At 62.1% G+C, this 16,933-nt stretch carries 19 protein-coding genes; 16 read left to right on the top strand and 3 right to left on the bottom strand.

All coding sequences use genetic code 11. From position 1 onward, the window contains the following. The first annotated feature begins 182 nt into the window (after positions 1 to 182). The 5 genes from AB6O04_RS03395 to AB6O04_RS03375 all read left to right on the top strand — a co-directional run bounded on the left by AB6O04_RS03395 (position 183) and on the right by AB6O04_RS03375 (position 4,981). Positions 183 to 605 (top strand): RidA family protein, encoded by a 423-nt coding sequence (locus AB6O04_RS03395; RefSeq protein ID WP_368562318.1) that lies wholly within the window; start codon positions 183 to 185, stop codon positions 603 to 605. 139 nt (positions 606 to 744) lie between these two features. Beyond that, the gene (locus AB6O04_RS03390) at positions 745 to 2,157 is read left to right on the top strand and encodes a DUF1800 family protein (protein ID WP_368562317.1); all 1,413 of its coding nucleotides are present in this window, start codon (positions 745 to 747) and stop codon (positions 2,155 to 2,157) included. Between the two features lies 1 nt (position 2,158). Beyond that, the gene (locus AB6O04_RS03385; protein WP_368562316.1) at positions 2,159 to 3,307 is read left to right on the top strand and encodes a DUF1501 domain-containing protein; all 1,149 of its coding nucleotides are present in this window, start codon (positions 2,159 to 2,161) and stop codon (positions 3,305 to 3,307) included. Between the two features lie 236 nt (positions 3,308 to 3,543). Beyond that, positions 3,544 to 3,873 (top strand): hypothetical protein, encoded by a 330-nt coding sequence (locus AB6O04_RS03380; RefSeq protein ID WP_368562315.1) that lies wholly within the window; start codon positions 3,544 to 3,546, stop codon positions 3,871 to 3,873. 1 nt (position 3,874) lies between these two features. Then, positions 3,875 to 4,981: a WD40/YVTN/BNR-like repeat-containing protein gene (locus AB6O04_RS03375; RefSeq protein ID WP_368562313.1), complete on the top strand. Its 1,107-nt coding sequence runs from the start codon at positions 3,875 to 3,877 to the stop codon at positions 4,979 to 4,981. A gap of 48 nt (positions 4,982 to 5,029) precedes the next feature. Here AB6O04_RS03375 and AB6O04_RS03370 read toward each other — a convergent pair whose 3' ends face one another. After that, positions 5,030 to 5,275 carry a hypothetical protein gene (locus AB6O04_RS03370; RefSeq protein WP_368562311.1) on the bottom strand — a complete coding sequence of 82 codons (246 nt, stop codon included), beginning with the start codon at positions 5,273 to 5,275 and terminating at the stop codon, positions 5,030 to 5,032. On the opposite strand from AB6O04_RS03370, the gene AB6O04_RS03365 reads away from it, so the two are divergent. Next, on the top strand, positions 5,274 to 5,849 hold the full coding sequence (locus AB6O04_RS03365) for an OmpA family protein (RefSeq protein WP_368562310.1): 576 nt from the start codon (positions 5,274 to 5,276) through the stop codon (positions 5,847 to 5,849). The genes AB6O04_RS03370 and AB6O04_RS03365 overlap by 2 nt on opposite strands. Positions 5,850 to 6,145: 296 nt before the next feature. Next, positions 6,146 to 7,258, top strand: coding sequence for a hypothetical protein (locus AB6O04_RS03360; RefSeq protein WP_368562309.1), 1,113 nt, complete (start codon positions 6,146 to 6,148; stop codon positions 7,256 to 7,258). A gap of 18 nt (positions 7,259 to 7,276) precedes the next feature. Here AB6O04_RS03360 and AB6O04_RS03355 read toward each other — a convergent pair whose 3' ends face one another. Then, positions 7,277 to 7,498, bottom strand: coding sequence for an RNA-binding S4 domain-containing protein (locus tag AB6O04_RS03355; protein ID WP_368562308.1), 222 nt, complete (start codon positions 7,496 to 7,498; stop codon positions 7,277 to 7,279). A 400-nt stretch (positions 7,499 to 7,898) separates the two neighbouring features. Here AB6O04_RS03355 and AB6O04_RS03350 point away from each other — a divergent pair, with 400 nt between their 5' ends. The 7 genes from AB6O04_RS03350 (at position 7,899) to AB6O04_RS03320 (ending at position 14,139) form a co-directional block, all read left to right on the top strand. Further along, positions 7,899 to 8,930 (top strand): fatty acid desaturase, encoded by a 1,032-nt coding sequence (locus AB6O04_RS03350; protein WP_368562307.1) that lies wholly within the window; start codon positions 7,899 to 7,901, stop codon positions 8,928 to 8,930. Between the two features lie 207 nt (positions 8,931 to 9,137). Beyond that, entirely contained in the window at positions 9,138 to 11,111 is a 1,974-nt protein-coding gene (locus tag AB6O04_RS03345) for a DEAD/DEAH box helicase (RefSeq protein WP_368562306.1), read from the top strand. Between the two features lie 338 nt (positions 11,112 to 11,449). Continuing rightward, positions 11,450 to 11,869: a hypothetical protein gene (locus AB6O04_RS03340; RefSeq protein WP_368562304.1), complete on the top strand. Its 420-nt coding sequence runs from the start codon at positions 11,450 to 11,452 to the stop codon at positions 11,867 to 11,869. A gap of 64 nt (positions 11,870 to 11,933) precedes the next feature. After that, complete coding sequence (locus AB6O04_RS03335; protein ID WP_368562302.1) at positions 11,934 to 12,467, top strand: hypothetical protein; 534 nt, start codon at positions 11,934 to 11,936, stop codon at positions 12,465 to 12,467. Continuing rightward, on the top strand, positions 12,464 to 12,778 hold the full coding sequence (locus tag AB6O04_RS03330; protein WP_337343016.1) for a metalloregulator ArsR/SmtB family transcription factor: 315 nt from the start codon (positions 12,464 to 12,466) through the stop codon (positions 12,776 to 12,778). Before AB6O04_RS03335 ends, AB6O04_RS03330 begins: the two co-directional genes overlap by 4 nt. A gap of 78 nt (positions 12,779 to 12,856) precedes the next feature. Next, on the top strand, positions 12,857 to 13,576 hold the full coding sequence (locus tag AB6O04_RS03325) for a pseudouridine synthase (RefSeq protein WP_368562468.1): 720 nt from the start codon (positions 12,857 to 12,859) through the stop codon (positions 13,574 to 13,576). A 140-nt stretch (positions 13,577 to 13,716) separates the two neighbouring features. Then, a complete protein-coding gene (locus AB6O04_RS03320) occupies positions 13,717 to 14,139 on the top strand; it encodes a universal stress protein (RefSeq protein ID WP_368562301.1) in 423 nt (140 codons plus the stop codon). A gap of 258 nt (positions 14,140 to 14,397) precedes the next feature. Here the strand turns inward: AB6O04_RS03320 and AB6O04_RS03315 are convergent, their stop codons facing one another. Next, positions 14,398 to 15,354, bottom strand: coding sequence for a DMT family transporter (locus AB6O04_RS03315; RefSeq protein WP_368562300.1), 957 nt, complete (start codon positions 15,352 to 15,354; stop codon positions 14,398 to 14,400). A 70-nt stretch (positions 15,355 to 15,424) separates the two neighbouring features. Between AB6O04_RS03315 and AB6O04_RS03310 the strand changes: the two genes are divergently transcribed. Both AB6O04_RS03310 and AB6O04_RS03305 read left to right on the top strand, forming a co-directional pair. Next, the gene (locus AB6O04_RS03310; protein ID WP_368562299.1) at positions 15,425 to 15,796 is read left to right on the top strand and encodes a TfoX/Sxy family protein; all 372 of its coding nucleotides are present in this window, start codon (positions 15,425 to 15,427) and stop codon (positions 15,794 to 15,796) included. 283 nt (positions 15,797 to 16,079) lie between these two features. Next, on the top strand, positions 16,080 to 16,730 hold the full coding sequence (locus AB6O04_RS03305; RefSeq protein ID WP_368562298.1) for a Pr6Pr family membrane protein: 651 nt from the start codon (positions 16,080 to 16,082) through the stop codon (positions 16,728 to 16,730). The last annotated feature ends 203 nt before the right edge of the window (positions 16,731 to 16,933 follow it).

Below are 16,933 nucleotides of genomic sequence, written 5' to 3'. Positions count from 1 at the left end.
TTGGGAATGGAAGGGGTTTGTACAGAGCTGACGATTGACCACCGGGGTTCGTGACACGGGGCGAACGCATCGTTCTTGGCGCGTGCGTCACAACGCGGCCATCTGGATCGACAATCCTGTGGAAGCCCGCTTTTCCTTATCGGAATGCCACGCGGGTTGAAGCCACTCACACAGGAAAAAGCATGAACACATCTATCTCGCCCGTTCTCGTCCTCGACAATCCGCCCGGCCTGTACGATCCGGCGCCCAATGGCTACTCGCACGTAGCCATCGTGAAGCCGGGCGCGAAATGGCTGTGGATTGCCGGGCAGGGCGGCGAAACCCAGGACGGCGCCTTGTCGCCGGATTTCCGCACCCAGGTGCGACAGGCGTTTTCGAATCTGAAAACCGCGTTGGCGTCCGCGGGAGCCGGTACCAGAGACGTGCTAAAGCTGACGGTGCTGGTCGTGGCGCATAGCGAGGAGCGCCTTCACCTGTTCGGCGCGGAGTTGGAGGCCGCCTTCGGGCCACACCACAAACCGGCATGCACGTTGATTCCAGTGCCGCGCCTTGCATTGGACGGCATGCTGTTCGAAGTGGAGGCGGTGGCGGCCATCGCGGCGTGATGGAGCCACGTCCCGGTCGTGGCATGACGTGCGTTCAGTGGTGAGGATTCTTCCACGTTCCTCAATCGATGAAAGCTTGCGTCAACCGCCCGGCAACTGGAACGTTACTTCCCCCATTACGGTAATTCGGGATGCCGACATGGTCGCTGCACAGGCCGTCAGCGCGGTCAATCGTTTCGGACTGGGCGCCAAGCCCGGAGAGTTGGTGAACCTGGGCGACCCACGTGAGTGGTTGCTGGCGCAATTGCGGCACGACAAAAGCACGCCGGCGTTCGCCGGCCTGCCTGACAGTCTGCAATACCTGCGGTTGGAGAACGACTACCGGCGCGAGCGAACCGCGGCACGGAAGGCAAACAAAGCGATGCCGGGACAGGACACCTTCGCGCAGCGCTTTCGCGATGCGCAGATGCAGGAACTGGCCCGGCGCTATCGGCTGGCGGTCTCGACCGATGCCGGTTTCTTCGAGCGTCTGGTGCGCTTCTGGTCCAATCATTTCGCCGTTTCCGTCGACAAGCGGACGTCCGCGTTGTACGCCGCACCGATGGAACGCGAGGCGATCCGCCCGCACGTGCTGGGAGGCTTCTCCGATCTCCTGATCGCGGTGGAGCAACACCCGGCGATGCTGCGCTATCTCGACAATGTGCGTTCAGTGGGCGAGCAATCGCGCTTTGCGCAACGTGCGCGCGAGCGTGCGATGCGCAGGGCTGATGATGCTCCCGCGCGTCGTGCGGGTCTCAACGAGAACCTGGCGCGTGAAATTCTGGAACTGCATACGTTGGGCGTCAACGGCGGCTATACCCAGGCGGACGTAACCGAACTGGCGAAAGCGATCACGGGCTGGAGCCTGCCGGTGCAGCAGGACTGGGAGCGTGGTCGCGCGACGTCGGCTTTTGTTTTCCGAGCGGGCGCGCATGAAGGCGGAACCCGCTCGGTGGTGGGAAAGCATTACGCCGAAACCGGCGAAGCTCAAGGACGAACCATTCTGCAAGATCTGGCGCATCACCCATCCACCGCCCGCCATCTGTCCTACAAGCTGGCGCGCCATTTCGTTGGCGACGCCCCGCCGCCTGCTTTGGTGGAGCGCCTGGCGAAAACCTGGCAGCGCGAAGAAGGCGATCTGCGCGCGGTATACCGCACACTGATTGGCAGTGACGAGGCCTGGTCGCCGGATGCGCGGAAGTTCAAGACGCCGGACGATTTCGTGGTTTCCGCCATGCGCGCCACGGGCACGATTCCAAATGAACGACCGCGCGCGCTGCTGCAACTGCTCACACGCATGGGGCAGCCGCCGTTCAATCCGGGTTCGCCAGCGGGTTTTGCCGATGCCGCGGATGGATGGAGCGGCCCCGATGCGGTGTGGAAGCGGATACAGGCAGCACAGGCTTTGGCCGAGACCGCGCCGGGCGCGCAGCCGGATCCGATCGCCACGGCTGCCGCCGTGTTTGGCGAACACCTGGACGATGCCACGGCCAGTGCGCTGCGTCGTGCCGAGTCGCCACGCGAAGGATTGGCATTGCTTTTCGCCAGTCCTGCTTTCCAATGGAGAACCTGACATGACTGGCGATCATCGAACATTGACGCGACGCCGTTTTCTTGGCGCTGCCGGCGCGATCACCGCGTTGACATTGTGGCCGCGTACGAGCCGGGCCGCCGCTGCGGATGACACGCGTCTGTTGGTGGTCTTGCTGCGTGGTGGACTGGATGGTCTGCATGCTCTGCTGCCCGTTGGAGATCCGCACCACGCAAGCCTGCGGGGCACACTGGTTCCTCAGAATACGCTGGCGTTGAACAGCGATTTCGCGTTGCACCCTTCGTTGAAGTTTTCGCACGCGCTATATGGCCGCAAGCAATGGCTGCCGGTCGTGGCGGTGGCGCCCCCCTATCGGCAACGCTCGCACTTCGAAGCGCAGGACTGCCTGGAGAACGGCACCGCCCAAGCCGGCGGTGCTTCCACCGGATGGCTCAACCGCTGTGCTGCCGCGATCAGCGGTACCCAGGCCTTGTCCATCACTGCGGTGATGCCGCTGATCCTGCGTGGTCCGGGTGATGCGGCGACGTGGTCTCCACCACTGCCGGAAGACGTCAATCCCGTCCTGTTGCAGCGGCTGCAGGTGTTGTACGCCGCCGACCCGGCACTGGCTGATCCGTTTGCCAAAGCCGTCGAAGCGCAGGGAATGGCGGCTGGTGGTGGCACCGGCCGATTGCCGCAGGCGATGAGAGCGGCTGCGGATTTCATGGCAAAACCCGATGGACCGCGCCTGGGTTTCGTGGAGAACGCCGGTTGGGATACGCACAGCAATCAAGCCGCCACGCTGACGCGCAAGCTGACAGAACTCGATGAAGGCCTGCGCACATTTCACGAGCACGCGTCTTCCATCTGGAACAAGACCGTGGTCATGGTGGTGACCGAGTTCGGCCGCACCGCCGCGGTCAACGGCACCGGCGGTACCGATCACGGCACGGGCACGCTTGCCATGCTGGCGGGCGGGGCAGTGGCGGGCGGGCGCATCGTCGGCGACTGGCCCGGGTTGGCGCCGGATGCATTGAACGAGCGCCGCGACCTGCGCGCCACCACCGACCTGCGCAGCGTTTTCAAAGGCGTGCTGGCGACGCATATGCAAGTCGCCGACGGCAAGCTAAACGGGCAGGTATTTCCGGATAGCCAGCCGGCCCCGACGCTACGCGATCTGGTGATTTCCTGATTCGTTGACGTTGTGTAGGAGCCGCGCCTCTGTAGGAGCGGCGTCCCGCCGCGAGCTTTTCCCCGACGTCACCGCGAAGCCGACGGCCTTTTCAACCGCCGAATGGCGGGTCATCCCCCTTTGCGCCTTTAACAGCCGAACGGCTGGTCAAAAGGAGGCAAAGCAACAATCTCACCCTTCACCCTTCACCGACCCCCATGCCGCAGTGCGCCTTTGCCGTCGTTCCTCAGCGGCGTATGCTCCGCGCTTTGTTGGGCGAGCGGGTGAAGTCCATGGCCAAAGTGGTGCTGGCATCGTCGCTGACGCGCTGGTTGCCGCAGGCACAGCGAGGCCCGCAGGGTGAGCTGTCGGTGGACGTGGAAGGCGATACCGTCGATCAGGCGTTGGGTTCCCTGTTTTTGTTGTATCCCTCCTTGCGCGGTTACGTGCTTGATGAGCAGGGCACGGTGCGTCATCACGTGGCGGTGATCGTGGAAGGCGAAGCGATTCGCGACAAACAGAATCTGGGGCAGCCGCTCGGTGAGCGCGGCGAGCTTTACATCATGCAGGCGCTTTCGGGAGGTTGATATGTCCGACCGGTTGTTGGTATCCACGCGCAAGGGTTTGTTCGTGTTGCAACGCGAAGCCGAAGCCTGGCGCATCACCCGGGAAGCTTTCCTGGGCGACAACGTGGCGGTGACTCTCGCCGACCCACGTGATGGCAGCTGGTACGCCGCGCTGGATCTGGGGCATTTCGGCGGCAAGCTGCATCGTTCGCGCGATCAGGGCCAGACCTGGGAAGAGGTCGCAGTGCCTGCGTATGGCGAAGAGGACCAAGTCATCACCGGCGATGGCAAACCGCCGCAGCCGGCTACCTTGCGTCTGATCTGGTCGTTGGAAGCCGGCGGCGCGACCGAGCCGGGACGTTTATGGGCAGGCACGATCCCTGGCGGGTTGTTCCGTTCCGATGACTACGGCCAAAGTTGGCAGTTGGTGCGCTCGCTATGGGATCGGCCTGAGCGCGGTGAATGGTTTGGTGGTGGTTATGATCAACCCGGCATTCATTCCATCTGCGTGGATCCGCGCGACTCGCGTTGCATACGTATCGCCATCTCCAGTGGTGGCGTCTGGCGCAGCGATGACGCGGGTGAAACGTGGACGCAAACCGCCGACGGCATGTTCGCGGCCTATTGGCCGGGCGAACGCGCGCGTGATCCCAACATCCAGGACGTGCATCGGCTGGTGCAATGCCGCGATTCGCCCGATCACTTCTGGGCGCAGCACCACAACGCGGTATTTCGCAGTACCCAGGGTGGCGGCCAATGGCAGGACGTTCCCGACGTGTCGCCTTCGGTATTCGGGTTCGCAGTGGCAGTGCATCCGCGCAGTCCCGGGACCGCCTGGTTCGTGCCGGCCGTCAAGGATGAGCGCCGCTTCCCGGTCGATGCCCGCTTGGTGGTCGCACGCACGCGCGATGGCGGTGCCAGCTTCGAAGCGCTCACTGAAGGGCTGCCGCAAATGCCTGCATACGATCTGGTCTATCGGCATGGATTGGCGGTTGACAACAGCGGGGAGCGGCTGGCGTTTGGCTCCACAACAGGCGGTCTATGGACCAGTGATGACCAAGGCGATCACTGGCAGGCATTGCCGGCTCGGTTGCCGCCGATACATGCGGTCAGCTTCGTGAGTATGTGAAGAAGCATCGCGCGAATGCCAGGCGATTAGCGGCATTGGTGCAACGCACTACGAGACGCCGGGAAATTTTACGGCCGCAAGTCCTTGTTTTATCGAAACCGCCGTCACGCGCGTTATGTTTTGTGCACGTCGTGTGTAGAAGCGAAGCGCAAAATCCGCTGAACGGCCGTTTACGATTTTCACATGGCGTCCCTTGCCGATACGGGAGATTCGCGCCAGCAGCGCTTTTCCCGACGACGCGGGTCCCTGCCTCCGCGCTGCCGTGCAGGGATCGAAGTTGAGGAGTTTTTTCATGGCAAGCAGAACGTCCCGCAACGCCTTACTCGCTGTAAGCCTGTTGACCGTGGCCTTGGGCGGCTGTTCCAACTACATCAAGCGTGACGAGTTCGACAGCACCATCGCCGATCTGCGCGCCACCGATCAGCGTTTGCAGTCGCAGCTGGATACGCTATCGCAGAAACATGACGCATTGGTGACCCAATTGGCTGGACGTACGCGTGTGGAAACCGGTGCCCATTTCGCAACAGGCGACGCCACGTTGAGTGAACAGGACAAGCCGCTTCTGGATGATTTCGCCCGGGTCATCCGGGAAAGCCATTCCGACGCCGTGATCACGGTGGAAGGCTTCGCCGATCCGGCCGGTTCCACCGCATTCAACCGCCGTCTTGGGCAGCGCCGTGCCGAAGCTATTCGCGACTATCTGGTCAGCGCGGGCTTATCCGCCGAACAGCTACGGGCGGTCAGTTATGGCGAAGACAAGAACCGCCTGGTGCGCCCTGGTGCCACCGGCGAAGCCGGCCGCGACAACCGCCGCGTATCGCTGGTCGTCGATTACGCCGGCGCGCCGCGCAGCACGGCGGCGATGTAATTAACAAGTAGCTGAGATAGCCGGTGCGGCCTGTTCGGTCGCACCGGTTTCGAGGGCTGTGCGATCCGGTTACGGTGTTGGGTTGATGAAGCTGCCCCGACTTCGCTATCCGCTATGAGGACCAGGCTGGGCAGTCATGTCCGCCGGGCCACCTATGACGCGGCCGCAGCGCGCCAGACATCCCCCAGCGCCTCCTGCCGTGTTTATCGCCAGGTTGGATACACCCGGGAGTTTGACACTAGACTACTGGCGACCCCCAACAAAAACGCGGCGCCAATCTGGTGTCGCGGGATTTAATGCCCCGGATACTGCTCTCGCGCCTGCGCACTATCTGCTTTCTGCTGACCTTGAGTCTGTGGTTGTCGGCCTGTGATGGGCGTTCGGCAGCCGACGAGGCTTCTGACGCGCAAGCGCAGGCACCGACGACGGAAGAAGACGAGCAGGCCGCCAACGGTGCAGTTTCCACTGCGCCGGTCCAAGACCTCCCGGCCAACCCGCCGCCAGCTCCGGAGCGGCTGCCGACCGATTGGCCGCCGGCCAAGCTGGGGTCCGGTGAAGCGCTGATCAGCTGCGAGACCGACTACGCCGCCAAAGGCGACGGCGAACCGCTGGAATCTCTGGCTTTCTTCAGCGTGGTGGATGCCCTGTCGCCGTGCCAGGAGAGCGGGGTGGTGCGCGTCCGCTACAAGGGCAAAATCGCCGACGGCTTTACCGACCTGGTGATTCGGGTGGCCGATATCGCCGATCGCATGGGCATAGACAAGCGCATTCTGGATATCGATTCGGCCGGTGGCCAAGTCGAGGACGCTATCAAGGCGGGCGACGCGATCGGCGCTTCGCGTTGGAGTATCTGGGTGCGGGAAGACTCCGTCTGCCACAGCGCCTGCGTATTCGTGCTGGGTGCCGGGGACAATCGCCTGATTTCCGGCAAGGTGGGCATTCACCGCATCATCCGCATGAGTTCCACGGCCACCACGCGTTCCGAACTCAACGAGGAACTGCGCGGCGTGTATTCGCGCGTGAAGGACTATCTGGAGCGCAATGGCGTGGCGGTGGCCGTGGCAGACCTGATGATGACCGTGCCGAACCGCAAGCTGCGGTTGCTGGGCAAAACGGAACTGCAGGAGTACGGATTGGACGGCACCAATGCCGCGCAGGACGATCTGGACCGCCTGCAGTTGATGCGCCGCTGCGGCGAGTCGTTCGTGCTGCGCAAGGATGCCTTCATCCGCGCCTTCGATAGCGACTGCAAAGCGACGGGCGCCGAGCTGGACCAGATGCAGGCCTGCGGATTGGCGCTGCGCGAACGCTTCGACTTTCCTGACAGCCGGTGCCCGGCCGACAGTCCGTTCGCCGAGTTCGATCGCGAGAAGAAAGACGAGCAGAAAGAAACGGCCGGGTTGCCGTAGCCACCGCCATGAAGTGCTTTAGCCGGCGACGATCACTCTGATCTCCACATCGTCCAGAACCACCGTCTGGCCCGCATGGATCTTGCAGGTCTTGCGAAGCTCCACTTGGCCGTCCACGCGGACTTCCCCGCTGGCGACGATAGCTTTCCCCGCGCCGCCGCTGTCGCACAGACCCACCAGCTTAAGGAGCTGATTGAGCTCCACGTGTTCGCGTTCCAGTTTGAATTCGATCGTTTGCATGTGGGCAGTGTAGCCAGGAGCCGGGAAACGGGAAACGGGAAACGGAAATAATCGGCTCATGCTTGCCTCCCCCTTTTTTAAAGGGGGATGACCCGCCATTCGGCGGTTGAAAAGCATCTGAGGGGATTTGCTTTTGGCTCTTTGGAAGGCAACAGCAAAGGCAAATCCCCCGTAGCCCCTCTTTAAAAAAGGGGGCGAAAGCGGAGTTTCCCTTTTCCCTTTTCTACTACACCCATTTACATACCTCCCATCTGAACAGTCCAGTCACTTTCAGCCGCGAACACTCACATTCGTCACAAATTTCGCGTGAAATATGACTGCCGCCGGTCGGGAAGTCGGCCGTACCCTAGCGAACGTCATCTGGGTAGCGGAGAATCGGCTCATTCCACGGAGATATTCTTTGAGCGCTGCCCCTACGCTGCCCAATCCTGCTGCACAACTGCGCAAGCTATGCGCCCAGTTCGCCAAGCCCAAGCTTAGCCACGCCATTTGGCAACTCATCAACACACTGCCGCCTTTGCTCACCATCTGGGCTTTGATGGCCTGGAGTGTGGTGGCGGAGTGGGGCTATGGCTGGACGCTGCTGATGGCGGTACCCGCGGCGGGTTTCTATGTGCGCCTGTTCATCATCCAGCACGACTGCGGCCATGGTTCGTTCTTCGCCAGCAGCCGCGCCAACGATCTGGTCGGCCGGTGCCTGGGACTGATCACGCTGTTTCCCTACGGATACTGGAAGAAGACCCACGCCATTCACCACGGCACCTCCGGAAACCTGGATCGACGCGAGATCGGCGATATCGAAACACTGACGGTGGCTGAATACGAAGCGAGATCCTGGCTCGGCCGCCTGTCCTATCGCTTGTACCGCAGCACACCGGTGCTGCTGGGCATCGGACCGCTTTACCAGTTCGTCATCAAGCACCGTTTCCCGTTCGATCTGCCTTTCAGCTGGAAGAAAGAGTGGGCCAGCGTGATGGTCAACAACCTGATGCTGGCGATCACCGTGCTGGCGATGGGCTTCGCGATCGGCTGGCATACCGTGTTCCTGGTGCACCTGCCCATCGTGTTGATCGCGGGCGCCGTGGGCGTCTGGTTGTTCTACGTGCAGCACACGTTCGAAGGCGCGTACTGGACCAACAAGGAAGAATGGGACGCTGGTAAAGCTGCGATCGCAGGCAGTTCCTACTTCGACCTGCCGCGCGTGCTGCACTGGTTCACCGGCAATATCGGCTATCACCATATTCACCATCTGGCGGCCCGCATCCCGAACTACCGCTTGCGGGAAGCGTTCGAATCAAGCGAACTGCTGCAGGCGGCACCGCGGCTGACCCTGTGGTCCAGCCTGAAATGCGCAGGGCTGAAGCTGTGGGACGAAGAACGCCAGCAGATGGTCGGTTTCAGCCGCAGGACACGGACGACCGCTTCGGTTTGATCCGGCTGCCGGGGGCTTCTTTGAGGGCCCGGCTGGTCGGCGATAGCAGGTAATTCCCCGCCGGATCAACGATCCAGGGGGGCATGGACAGCGCTGTGAGGTTGTCTCCATGGTGCTCTGGGTTCAACTTCAGGGCGACAGGAAGGGGGCTAAAAGCGCACAATACGCTGCTTGCGTGCGCACTCCGCGACGCCTCGGAGTCCTCCCATGTCTGCTGAAACCAACCCAACGCCTCTCCTTTTTGCCGATTTAGGTCTCTCCGCTGCCGTGATGGCGGCGGTCAACGAAGTCGGCTATGAGTCCCCATCGCCCATTCAGGCGGCGACCATTCCCACGCTATTGGCCGGCAAGGACCTGCTGGGCCAGGCCCAGACCGGCACCGGCAAGACCGCCGCGTTCGCGCTGCCAATCCTGTCGCGGCTCAAGCTGGACCAGAAGAAGCCGCAGGCGCTGGTGCTGGCACCGACGCGCGAACTCGCCATCCAGGTGGCGGAAGCGTTCCAGCGTTATGCCAACAAGATCCCCGGCTTCAACGTGCTGCCGATTTATGGCGGCCAGGGCTACGCGCCGCAGTTGCAGGCGCTCAAGCGCGGCGTGCACGTGGTGGTGGGAACGCCGGGCCGGGTCATCGATCACCTGGAACGCGGCACGCTGGATTTGTCCGAACTGACCACGCTGGTGCTGGACGAAGCCGACGAAATGCTGCGCATGGGCTTCATCGACGATGTCGAAACCGTGCTCAAGAAGACCCCCGAAGCGCGCCAGGTCGCGCTGTTCTCGGCCACCATGCCCGCGGCTATCCGCCGCATCGCGCAGACGTACCTGCGGGAGCCGGCGGAGGTCACCATCACCGCCAAGACCACCACCGCGACCAATATCCGTCAGCGTTACTGGTTCGTCAGCGGCATGCACAAACTGGATGCGTTGACCCGGATCCTGGAAGCCGAGCCTTTCGAAGCCATGATTATCTTCGCCCGCACCAAGGCGGCGACCGATGAGCTGGCCGGCAAGCTGCAGGCCCGCGGTCTGGCCGCGGCGGCGATCAATGGCGATATCCAGCAGGCGCAGCGCGAAAAGACCATCCAGCAGTTGAAGGACGGCAAGTTGGACGTGCTGGTAGCCACCGATGTGGCCGCGCGCGGGTTGGACGTGGAGCGCATCAGCCATGTCCTGAACTTCGACATTCCGTACGACACCGAAAGCTATGTGCACCGGATCGGCCGCACTGGCCGCGCAGGCCGTAGCGGCGAGGCGATCCTGTTCGTCACCCCGCGCGAGAAGGGCATGCTGCGCGCCATCGAACGCGCCACCCGCCAGCCGATCGAAGAGATGCAGCTCCCCAGCGTGGAAGCGGTCAACGACAAGCGCGTGGCCAAATTCCTGGGACGTATCACCGATACATTGGCCGCGAACGAAGCGGGCGAGTACCGCAGCCTGATCGAAGGCTACGAACGCGAGCACAACGTACCTGCCGTCGATATCGCCGCGGCGCTGGCGAAACTGCTGCAGGGCAATACGCCGCTGTTGCTTTCGCCGGAACGCGCACCGGCGCGCCGCGAAAGTTTCGAGAAGCCTGCGGGACGTTTCGATCGCCCGCAGCGTGATGAGCGCCCGTCGCGTGAGGATCGTCCGAAACGCCGTGACGATGCGCCGTTCGAGCGCCCTGCACGCACGTTCGACAAACCGGCGGCACCGCGCGAGCATTCGCGTATTGAGCGTCCTGAATTCGAACGCACCGAACGTCCGCGCGCCGACAAGCCGCCGCGCGGCGAAGCGGAAGTGGGCATGGAAACGTTCCGCATTGAAGTAGGCCACGTGCATGGCGTGAAGCCGAACAATATCGTCGGTGCCATCGCCAACGAGGCCGGGCTGGAAAGCCGCTACATCGGCCGCATCGACATCCACGACGACTACACCATGCTGGATTTGCCGGAAGGCATGCCGCGTGAAGTGCTGACGCATCTGAAGAAAGTGTGGGTATCCGGGCAGCAGTTGCGTATCCACAAGGCGGGCGAGGACGCCGGCGAAGCGCCGCCGCGCCGCTTCGGTCCGGGTGCGGGCAAGCCCGCCGGAAAGTCGTTTGGGAAAGCAGCGCCTGGGAAACCAAGCGGATTCAAAGGCGCGCCTAAACCCCACGCCGCCAAGCCGCACCGCAAAGGCCCGCCCAAGCCGCAGGAATGAAGCGGCGATAGAAGCGGAAGCGAAGAGAGCTCGCGCCGAGGACGGCGCTCCTACGAAAAAGCGGGTGTAGCCCCTGTAGGAGCGGCGTCCCGCCGCGAGCTCTTCCATCAGATCACGACAAAAAACAAAGAGCTCGCGCCGAGACGCTCCTACGAAAAGCAGGTTGTAACCCGGTAGGAGCGGCGTCCCGCCGCGAGCTCTTCCGTCAGATCACAGCAGAAACAAAGCCTCCAATGGCATGGGAACAGCGAGCGGCGGACGGGGCTTGACAGTGATGTTTAATATATTAACAATATAGTTAAATATGCAATAGGCTAATTCAACAAAGGAGAAAGGCCATGACGCTGCACATCAGCTATCTGCTGTACCTGGGAATCTCGATCGCCATGACGATCTGGGTGGCGCGCACGTTGTCGAAAAACGGGGAGGTCTTCCTGGTGAAGTGCTTCGGCCAGGACGAGGTCCTGGCCAAGTCCACCAACCATTTGCTGGTGGTCGGGTTCTACCTGATCAATGTCGGCTTCATCGCCATGCGGTTGGACGGATGGGACGCGCAGAAGGCGGTGACATCCATGATTCCGTACGTCGGCAGCAAGATAGGTTTGTCGGTGCTGGTGCTGGGCGGCATGCACTTTTTCAACATGCTGATGATCTCGCGCTATGGCCGCACGGTGGCCAGTTGGGCGTCGGATAACCGGGTGGCGCAGCAGGCAGCGGAACCGCGCGGTATTCCCCCTATTCCTGCCGGGCATCGTTGAATCGCATGCCTCAACTTTCATAGCAGGCGCCTGGAACGGGCGCCTCAGTCTGGGAGGAAGTCAGATGATGTCGCTCCTTTCGGCGGTACTGGCCGCTACGCTGGCCGCGCCGCTACTGTTGTCGCTTTACGTCTATGTGCTGATCGGTCCTTACGATTCGAAGGGAGCGCTGCTGCTCATCATGGTGGTCGCCCTGGTGTCGTCTCTAGCCCACGTGCTGCTATTGGGATTGCCGGCATTCTTCCTTTTGCGCTGGCGGGGTTGGTTGAAAACTCGCACGATCGCGGCCGCGGGCCTGCTCGCCGGCGCCCTGCCGATGGCAGTGATCACTTGGCCGTACCCGCTGAGCCAGCGATATTCGTATTCAAGCTCAGGTATGTGGCATGGCAGACAGGTTGATTTCATCGCCGATGGCCTGCCCACGATGTTCGGCTGGTTCAGGTACCTGGAAGGTGTGGCAACATTCGGTTTGCTGGGCGTGGCCAGCGCGCTGGCGTTCTGGTTCACCTGGTTATATTGCCGTCGTGGCGTGGCCGCTCCGCAATCCATCCGTAATTTTGAGGCGATAGGCGGGTTTCCTGATCCGCAGATGAAATGAGTACCGACAAGATTTTCGAAGCCCTGGCGTCTTCGCCGCGGCGCCAGATACTGGCTTACCTCTCCGAGCAGGAGTTGCCGGCGGGCGATATTGCCGCGCGTTTCGAGATGAGCGCACCGGCGATATCGCGTCACCTGGCGGTGTTGGAGAACGCCGGGCTGATCGTCGGCGAGCGCCGCGGCCAGTTCGTGGTCTACAAGCTGGTGCCGGACAATCTGGTCAATACGCTTAGCCAGTTCGCATTCGAGATATGCCCGGTGGGCGGCCCGCTCAAGCGTGAAGCGCGCAAGGCGAAAAAGACTGCTGGATAAGCCAGCGGAGAACCAAGGCATTCCCGCAGGCTGCACGATATGTCTGCATGCATGCCGGCAATCGCCGATAATGGCGGCATGACCACTCGCCTCAACAAGCACATCGCCGAAACCGGCTTCTGTTCGCGCCGCGAGGCCGACCGTCTGATCGCCGAACGGCGCGTCACCGTCAATAACCTGCCCGCCGGCATGGGCGCCGTGGTGGGCGAGGGCGACGAGGTGAAAGTCGACGGACAGCCCTTGCGCGTGCGCAACAAGCGCGCTGGCGGTCGCAAGCACGTCTATATCGCTCTCAATAAGCCGGTGGGGATTACCTGTACCACCGAGTCGGCGGTGAGCGGCAACATCATTGATTTCATCGGTCATCAGGAGCGCATTTTTCCTGTCGGGCGCCTGGATAAGGATTCCGAAGGCCTGATCCTGCTGACCAGCAATGGCAATATCGTCAACGAGATCCTGCGCGCCGAGAACCGGCATGAGAAGGAATATCTGGTCGCGGTCAATCGTCCGGTCACCGATGAGTTCCTGCGTGGCATGGCGCGCGGCGTGCCCATTCACGGGAAAAACACCTTGCCCTGCCGCACCGGCAAGATCGCCAAATTCGGTTTTCGCATCGTGCTGACCCAGGGGCTGAACCGGCAAATTCGACTGATGGCCGCTGCCTTCGATTTCCGCGTGACCCAGTTGCGCCGCGTGCGTATCGACAACATCAAGCTGGGTGCATTGAAGCCCGGCCAGTGGCGCAATCTCAACGATCACGAACTGCAGGGTTTGCTGCCGCAGCAGCAAGAATGGTGAACCGGCCGAAGGAGTGAAGCGGAATCCGCTCGGCTTGCCAAGTGCGAGTTTGATCTTCGTCAATAGCCCGCTCGTTGCCGCAGGCGTATTCTTCAGGCCGAAGGGCGGCTCATTGCCGCTGCCATCCGCGGAGTACGACGATGAAAATCCTGTTGGCGGTAGACGGTAGCGAAACCGGGCTGAAGGCGGCTCACCATGTGGTGGCCTTGAGCAAATCTCTGAAGGCAGAGCCGACGATCACGCTGTTGCATGCCGATCCACCACTGGCGAAAGCCGTTGCCTTGGAACTGGGCGAGGAGGACGTGGCGGCATATCACGCGGACAATGGTGCGGTGGCGCTGAAGAAGGCCAGGGCCGTGCTGAAGCGTGCCGGCTTGGCTTTCGCCGAACGACCGTTGGTCGGCGAGCCCGCGGCGACAATTCTCAAGCAAGCCAAATCCAGCCGGGTGGATCTGATCGTGATGGGAACCCACGGCCGCGGTGCGCTGAAAAGCCTGATTGTGGGTTCGGTAACTCAGAAGGTCATTTCCACCAGCGACATACCGGTGACGGTGGTGCGCTAGGGCTTGTTACGGCTCTTCCCTTCTACTTCCGGATGGAAGGCATGCGGTTTACGAGCCATGGCTCGTGCATGCGTGAATGCCCTGCGTGCTATGCAGGGCCGGGGTGCGAAGCGAGGAGGTGCGCAGCGGCGGATGAGGGCATGAGAAATCCGCTTTTAGCAAATGTCGGTGATAAGTCATCGCCATTCCCTCATCCGCCCTTCGGGCACCTTCTCCCGGAGGGAGAAGGAAGCCAAGGTTCGACGCTCCAGCGCCAACTCAATCCACCATGCCCTTGGCTTCCGATGTGCCCAGCACTTCCGGATGCTGCACGTTTTCTCTGGGCTTTTTGCGGCCCAGCAGCGGATGGATGAAGACCGCGATCAGGATGATCGCCACGCCCAGATAGAACAACGGTGTCAGTTCGTGCTGCTCGCCCAGCAACACCATGGCCAGCAAGATGGCGTAGATGGGTTCCAGATTGGTTACCAGTTGCACCGAATATGCACTGAGGTAGCGCAAAGCCACCAACGACAAGACGAACGGCAGCAGTGTGCAGAGCAGTGCCAGCACCAATAGCAGCGCGCCGTCCTGCAGTCCCGGCAGGACGAGCAGATCGCCGGCAAAAGAGGGGAAGACGAACGGCATCAATGGGGCGAGCACCGTCAACAGCAGCGTGCCCGCACCCAGTTCCACGCCGGTTACCGTGAGTGGGTCGCCGTGATCGACCAGGCGCTTGTTCAAAGAGCCGAACAACGCCACCAGCAAGGCCGATACTGCGCCCACGGCGACACCGGTCCGCATGGTGTCGGGGACGCCGCCGACCACCATTGCCACGCCCGGCAGCACCGCCAGGCCGAACGCCAGTTCGCGCGGCGAAAACGGCCGCTTGGCCAGCCAGGGTTCCACTACTGAGGTGAACGCGGGCGCTAGCGCGATACAGGTAGCGGCCACCGAGGCATTGGCCAATTTGATGGCGCCATAGAACGTCAGCCAGTGCAACGCCACCAGTGCGCCGATGCCGGAATAGGCCAGCACCAGGCGCGGGGACATGGCCCGCAAGCCGCGCCATACCCGCGGCAGGAGCGCCAGCGCAACGACTACCAGCAGCATGCGCCACCACACCAACGGCAACGCGGGCAGGCTGATCATCTTGCCCAGGATGGCGGTGAAGCCCCATAGCAATACGCAGAAATGGATTTGCAGCTGGGCTTTGGCGGTAGGCGTCATCGGCATGTTCGTATTGTCGCCGATGCCGGCTTATGCTGCGCGACATCAGTGAGAGCCGCCCGAGTGGGAGTTCGCAATGGATGACGAATACACGGTTTTTCTGTCGGACCTGTTTTCAGCGCTGGGACCGGTCGATCTTCGCAGGATGTTCGGTGGCCGAGGTCTGTACTACCAAGACATCATCATTGGCCTGATCATCGGCGAAGCACTGTTCCTCAAGACGGATGAGCAGACGCGGCCGCAGTTCCAGGCCGCCGGTGGGGAACCTTTTGTTTATACGGGCAAGGGTAAGCCCATAACGACAAGTTACTGGTCGCCGCCGGCCGAGGCGTTCGAATCGGCGCAGGACATGCTGCCCTGGGCGCAACTGGCGTGGGCGGCTGCCTTGCGCGGCGCGGCGAAGAAGCCAGCGAAGCGGAAGCGCTCCCCAGCAGGTGGACGGTCGTAGAGCGGAGCTTGCTCCGCTGCTCTTCAATCCGAAATGTCGAATAGTCGGATGGCTCTTGTCATCGAGCGAAGAGCAGCCGAGCAAGCTCGGCTCTACGGAAGCGCGGATACTTCTCTTGTGGGAGCGACGTAAGTCGCGACCGGAAACATCAACGTCGCGATTCACCAGCGCCGGCATGCCGGCACCACTCCCACAAGGAGGCTATGCGTGGCCGTCAACATAAGGTATCGGCTCTACCCGTCTAATCATGGCATCCTTGGCCGACTCTTCGAGGAGTGCGCGCATGCTGGTTAGTCCGGGAATGGGTGTCGCTGGCCGCGTATTCGCCGCGCTGATCACCTTGGTGGCGGTGGCTTCCTTGGTCTTGCAGTATCTGTTGATACTAGGCGTGACGCGCGAAAACATCGGCCCCGCACTGGGAACGCTGCGTTATTTCAGCTACTTCACGATCCTCAGCAACATTGCCGTGGTGCTGGTGGCGATACACGCCGCATTGGCGCGGCCTGGTTTTTTTTCGTCACTGACCGTACGTGGCGGCGTGACGCTGTATATCGCGGTCACCGGCGGCATCTACTTTTTCATCTTGCGGCATCTATGGAGCCCGCAGGGCGCGCAATGGTGGGCCGACACCGGCCTGCATTACGCAGTGCCGCTGCTGTACTTGATGTGGTGGCTGAGCTGCGTACCGCATGGCGGGTTGTCCTGGCGGCAGGTGGGAATGTGGCTGACGTTTCCTGCGTTGTATGTGTGCTGGGCGTTTCTGCGCGGCGCATGGGTGCACGAGTATCCGTACCCCTTCATCGATGTGGCGCAGTTGGGCTGGTCGAAGGTGTTGATGAATTCCGCCGGCATGCTGCTGTTGTTCGTGGTGGTGGGGTTGGTGCTGGTTGGGGTGGATCGGTTGCTAGGGCGGCGGCCGAAGGCTTCGTTGTAGGGACAGCAGCCCGTTAGGAGCGCCCGTTGCTTTTGTAGGAGCGGCGTCCCCGCCGCGAGCTCTTCCCAACGATTCACGCAAAAAGCAAAAAGCTCGCGCCGAGACGGCGCTCCTACCGCCGAGACGGCGCTCCTACAGAGGCCGGGAAGCCGCTTCTACGGGGAGTGACTGGACGGTGCGGAGCGAACATGCGATGTTCGCGC

This window comes from Pseudoxanthomonas sp. UTMC 1351 (assembly GCF_040948865.1).
Classification (GTDB): Bacteria; Pseudomonadota; Gammaproteobacteria; order Xanthomonadales; family Xanthomonadaceae; genus Pseudoxanthomonas_A.
The sequence above is the reverse complement of the archived record's forward strand: the minus strand, read 5'-3'. Positions and strand labels throughout refer to the sequence as shown.

Bases quoted from the DNA above. Each gene is read 5' to 3' on its own strand.
- AB6O04_RS03395 (WP_368562318.1), top strand. From the start codon at position 183: ATGAACACATCTATCTCGCCCGTTCTCGTCCTCGACAATCCGCCCGGC.
- AB6O04_RS03390 (WP_368562317.1), top strand. From the start codon at position 745: ATGGTCGCTGCACAGGCCGTCAGCGCGGTCAATCGTTTCGGACTGGGC.
- AB6O04_RS03385 (WP_368562316.1), top strand. From the start codon at position 2,159: ATGACTGGCGATCATCGAACATTGACGCGACGCCGTTTTCTTGGCGCT.
- AB6O04_RS03380 (WP_368562315.1), top strand. From the start codon at position 3,544: ATGCTCCGCGCTTTGTTGGGCGAGCGGGTGAAGTCCATGGCCAAAGTG.
- AB6O04_RS03375 (WP_368562313.1), top strand. From the start codon at position 3,875: ATGTCCGACCGGTTGTTGGTATCCACGCGCAAGGGTTTGTTCGTGTTG.
- AB6O04_RS03365 (WP_368562310.1), top strand. From the start codon at position 5,274: ATGGCAAGCAGAACGTCCCGCAACGCCTTACTCGCTGTAAGCCTGTTG.
- AB6O04_RS03370 (WP_368562311.1), bottom strand. From the start codon at position 5,275: ATGAAAAAACTCCTCAACTTCGATCCCTGCACGGCAGCGCGGAGGCAG.
- AB6O04_RS03360 (WP_368562309.1), top strand. From the start codon at position 6,146: ATGCCCCGGATACTGCTCTCGCGCCTGCGCACTATCTGCTTTCTGCTG.
- AB6O04_RS03355 (WP_368562308.1), bottom strand. From the start codon at position 7,498: ATGCAAACGATCGAATTCAAACTGGAACGCGAACACGTGGAGCTCAAT.
- AB6O04_RS03345 (WP_368562306.1), top strand. From the start codon at position 9,138: ATGTCTGCTGAAACCAACCCAACGCCTCTCCTTTTTGCCGATTTAGGT.
- AB6O04_RS03340 (WP_368562304.1), top strand. From the start codon at position 11,450: ATGACGCTGCACATCAGCTATCTGCTGTACCTGGGAATCTCGATCGCC.
- AB6O04_RS03335 (WP_368562302.1), top strand. From the start codon at position 11,934: ATGATGTCGCTCCTTTCGGCGGTACTGGCCGCTACGCTGGCCGCGCCG.
- AB6O04_RS03330 (WP_337343016.1), top strand. From the start codon at position 12,464: ATGAGTACCGACAAGATTTTCGAAGCCCTGGCGTCTTCGCCGCGGCGC.
- AB6O04_RS03325 (WP_368562468.1), top strand. From the start codon at position 12,857: ATGACCACTCGCCTCAACAAGCACATCGCCGAAACCGGCTTCTGTTCG.
- AB6O04_RS03320 (WP_368562301.1), top strand. From the start codon at position 13,717: ATGAAAATCCTGTTGGCGGTAGACGGTAGCGAAACCGGGCTGAAGGCG.
- AB6O04_RS03315 (WP_368562300.1), bottom strand. From the start codon at position 15,354: ATGCCGATGACGCCTACCGCCAAAGCCCAGCTGCAAATCCATTTCTGC.
- AB6O04_RS03310 (WP_368562299.1), top strand. From the start codon at position 15,425: ATGGATGACGAATACACGGTTTTTCTGTCGGACCTGTTTTCAGCGCTG.
- AB6O04_RS03305 (WP_368562298.1), top strand. From the start codon at position 16,080: ATGCTGGTTAGTCCGGGAATGGGTGTCGCTGGCCGCGTATTCGCCGCG.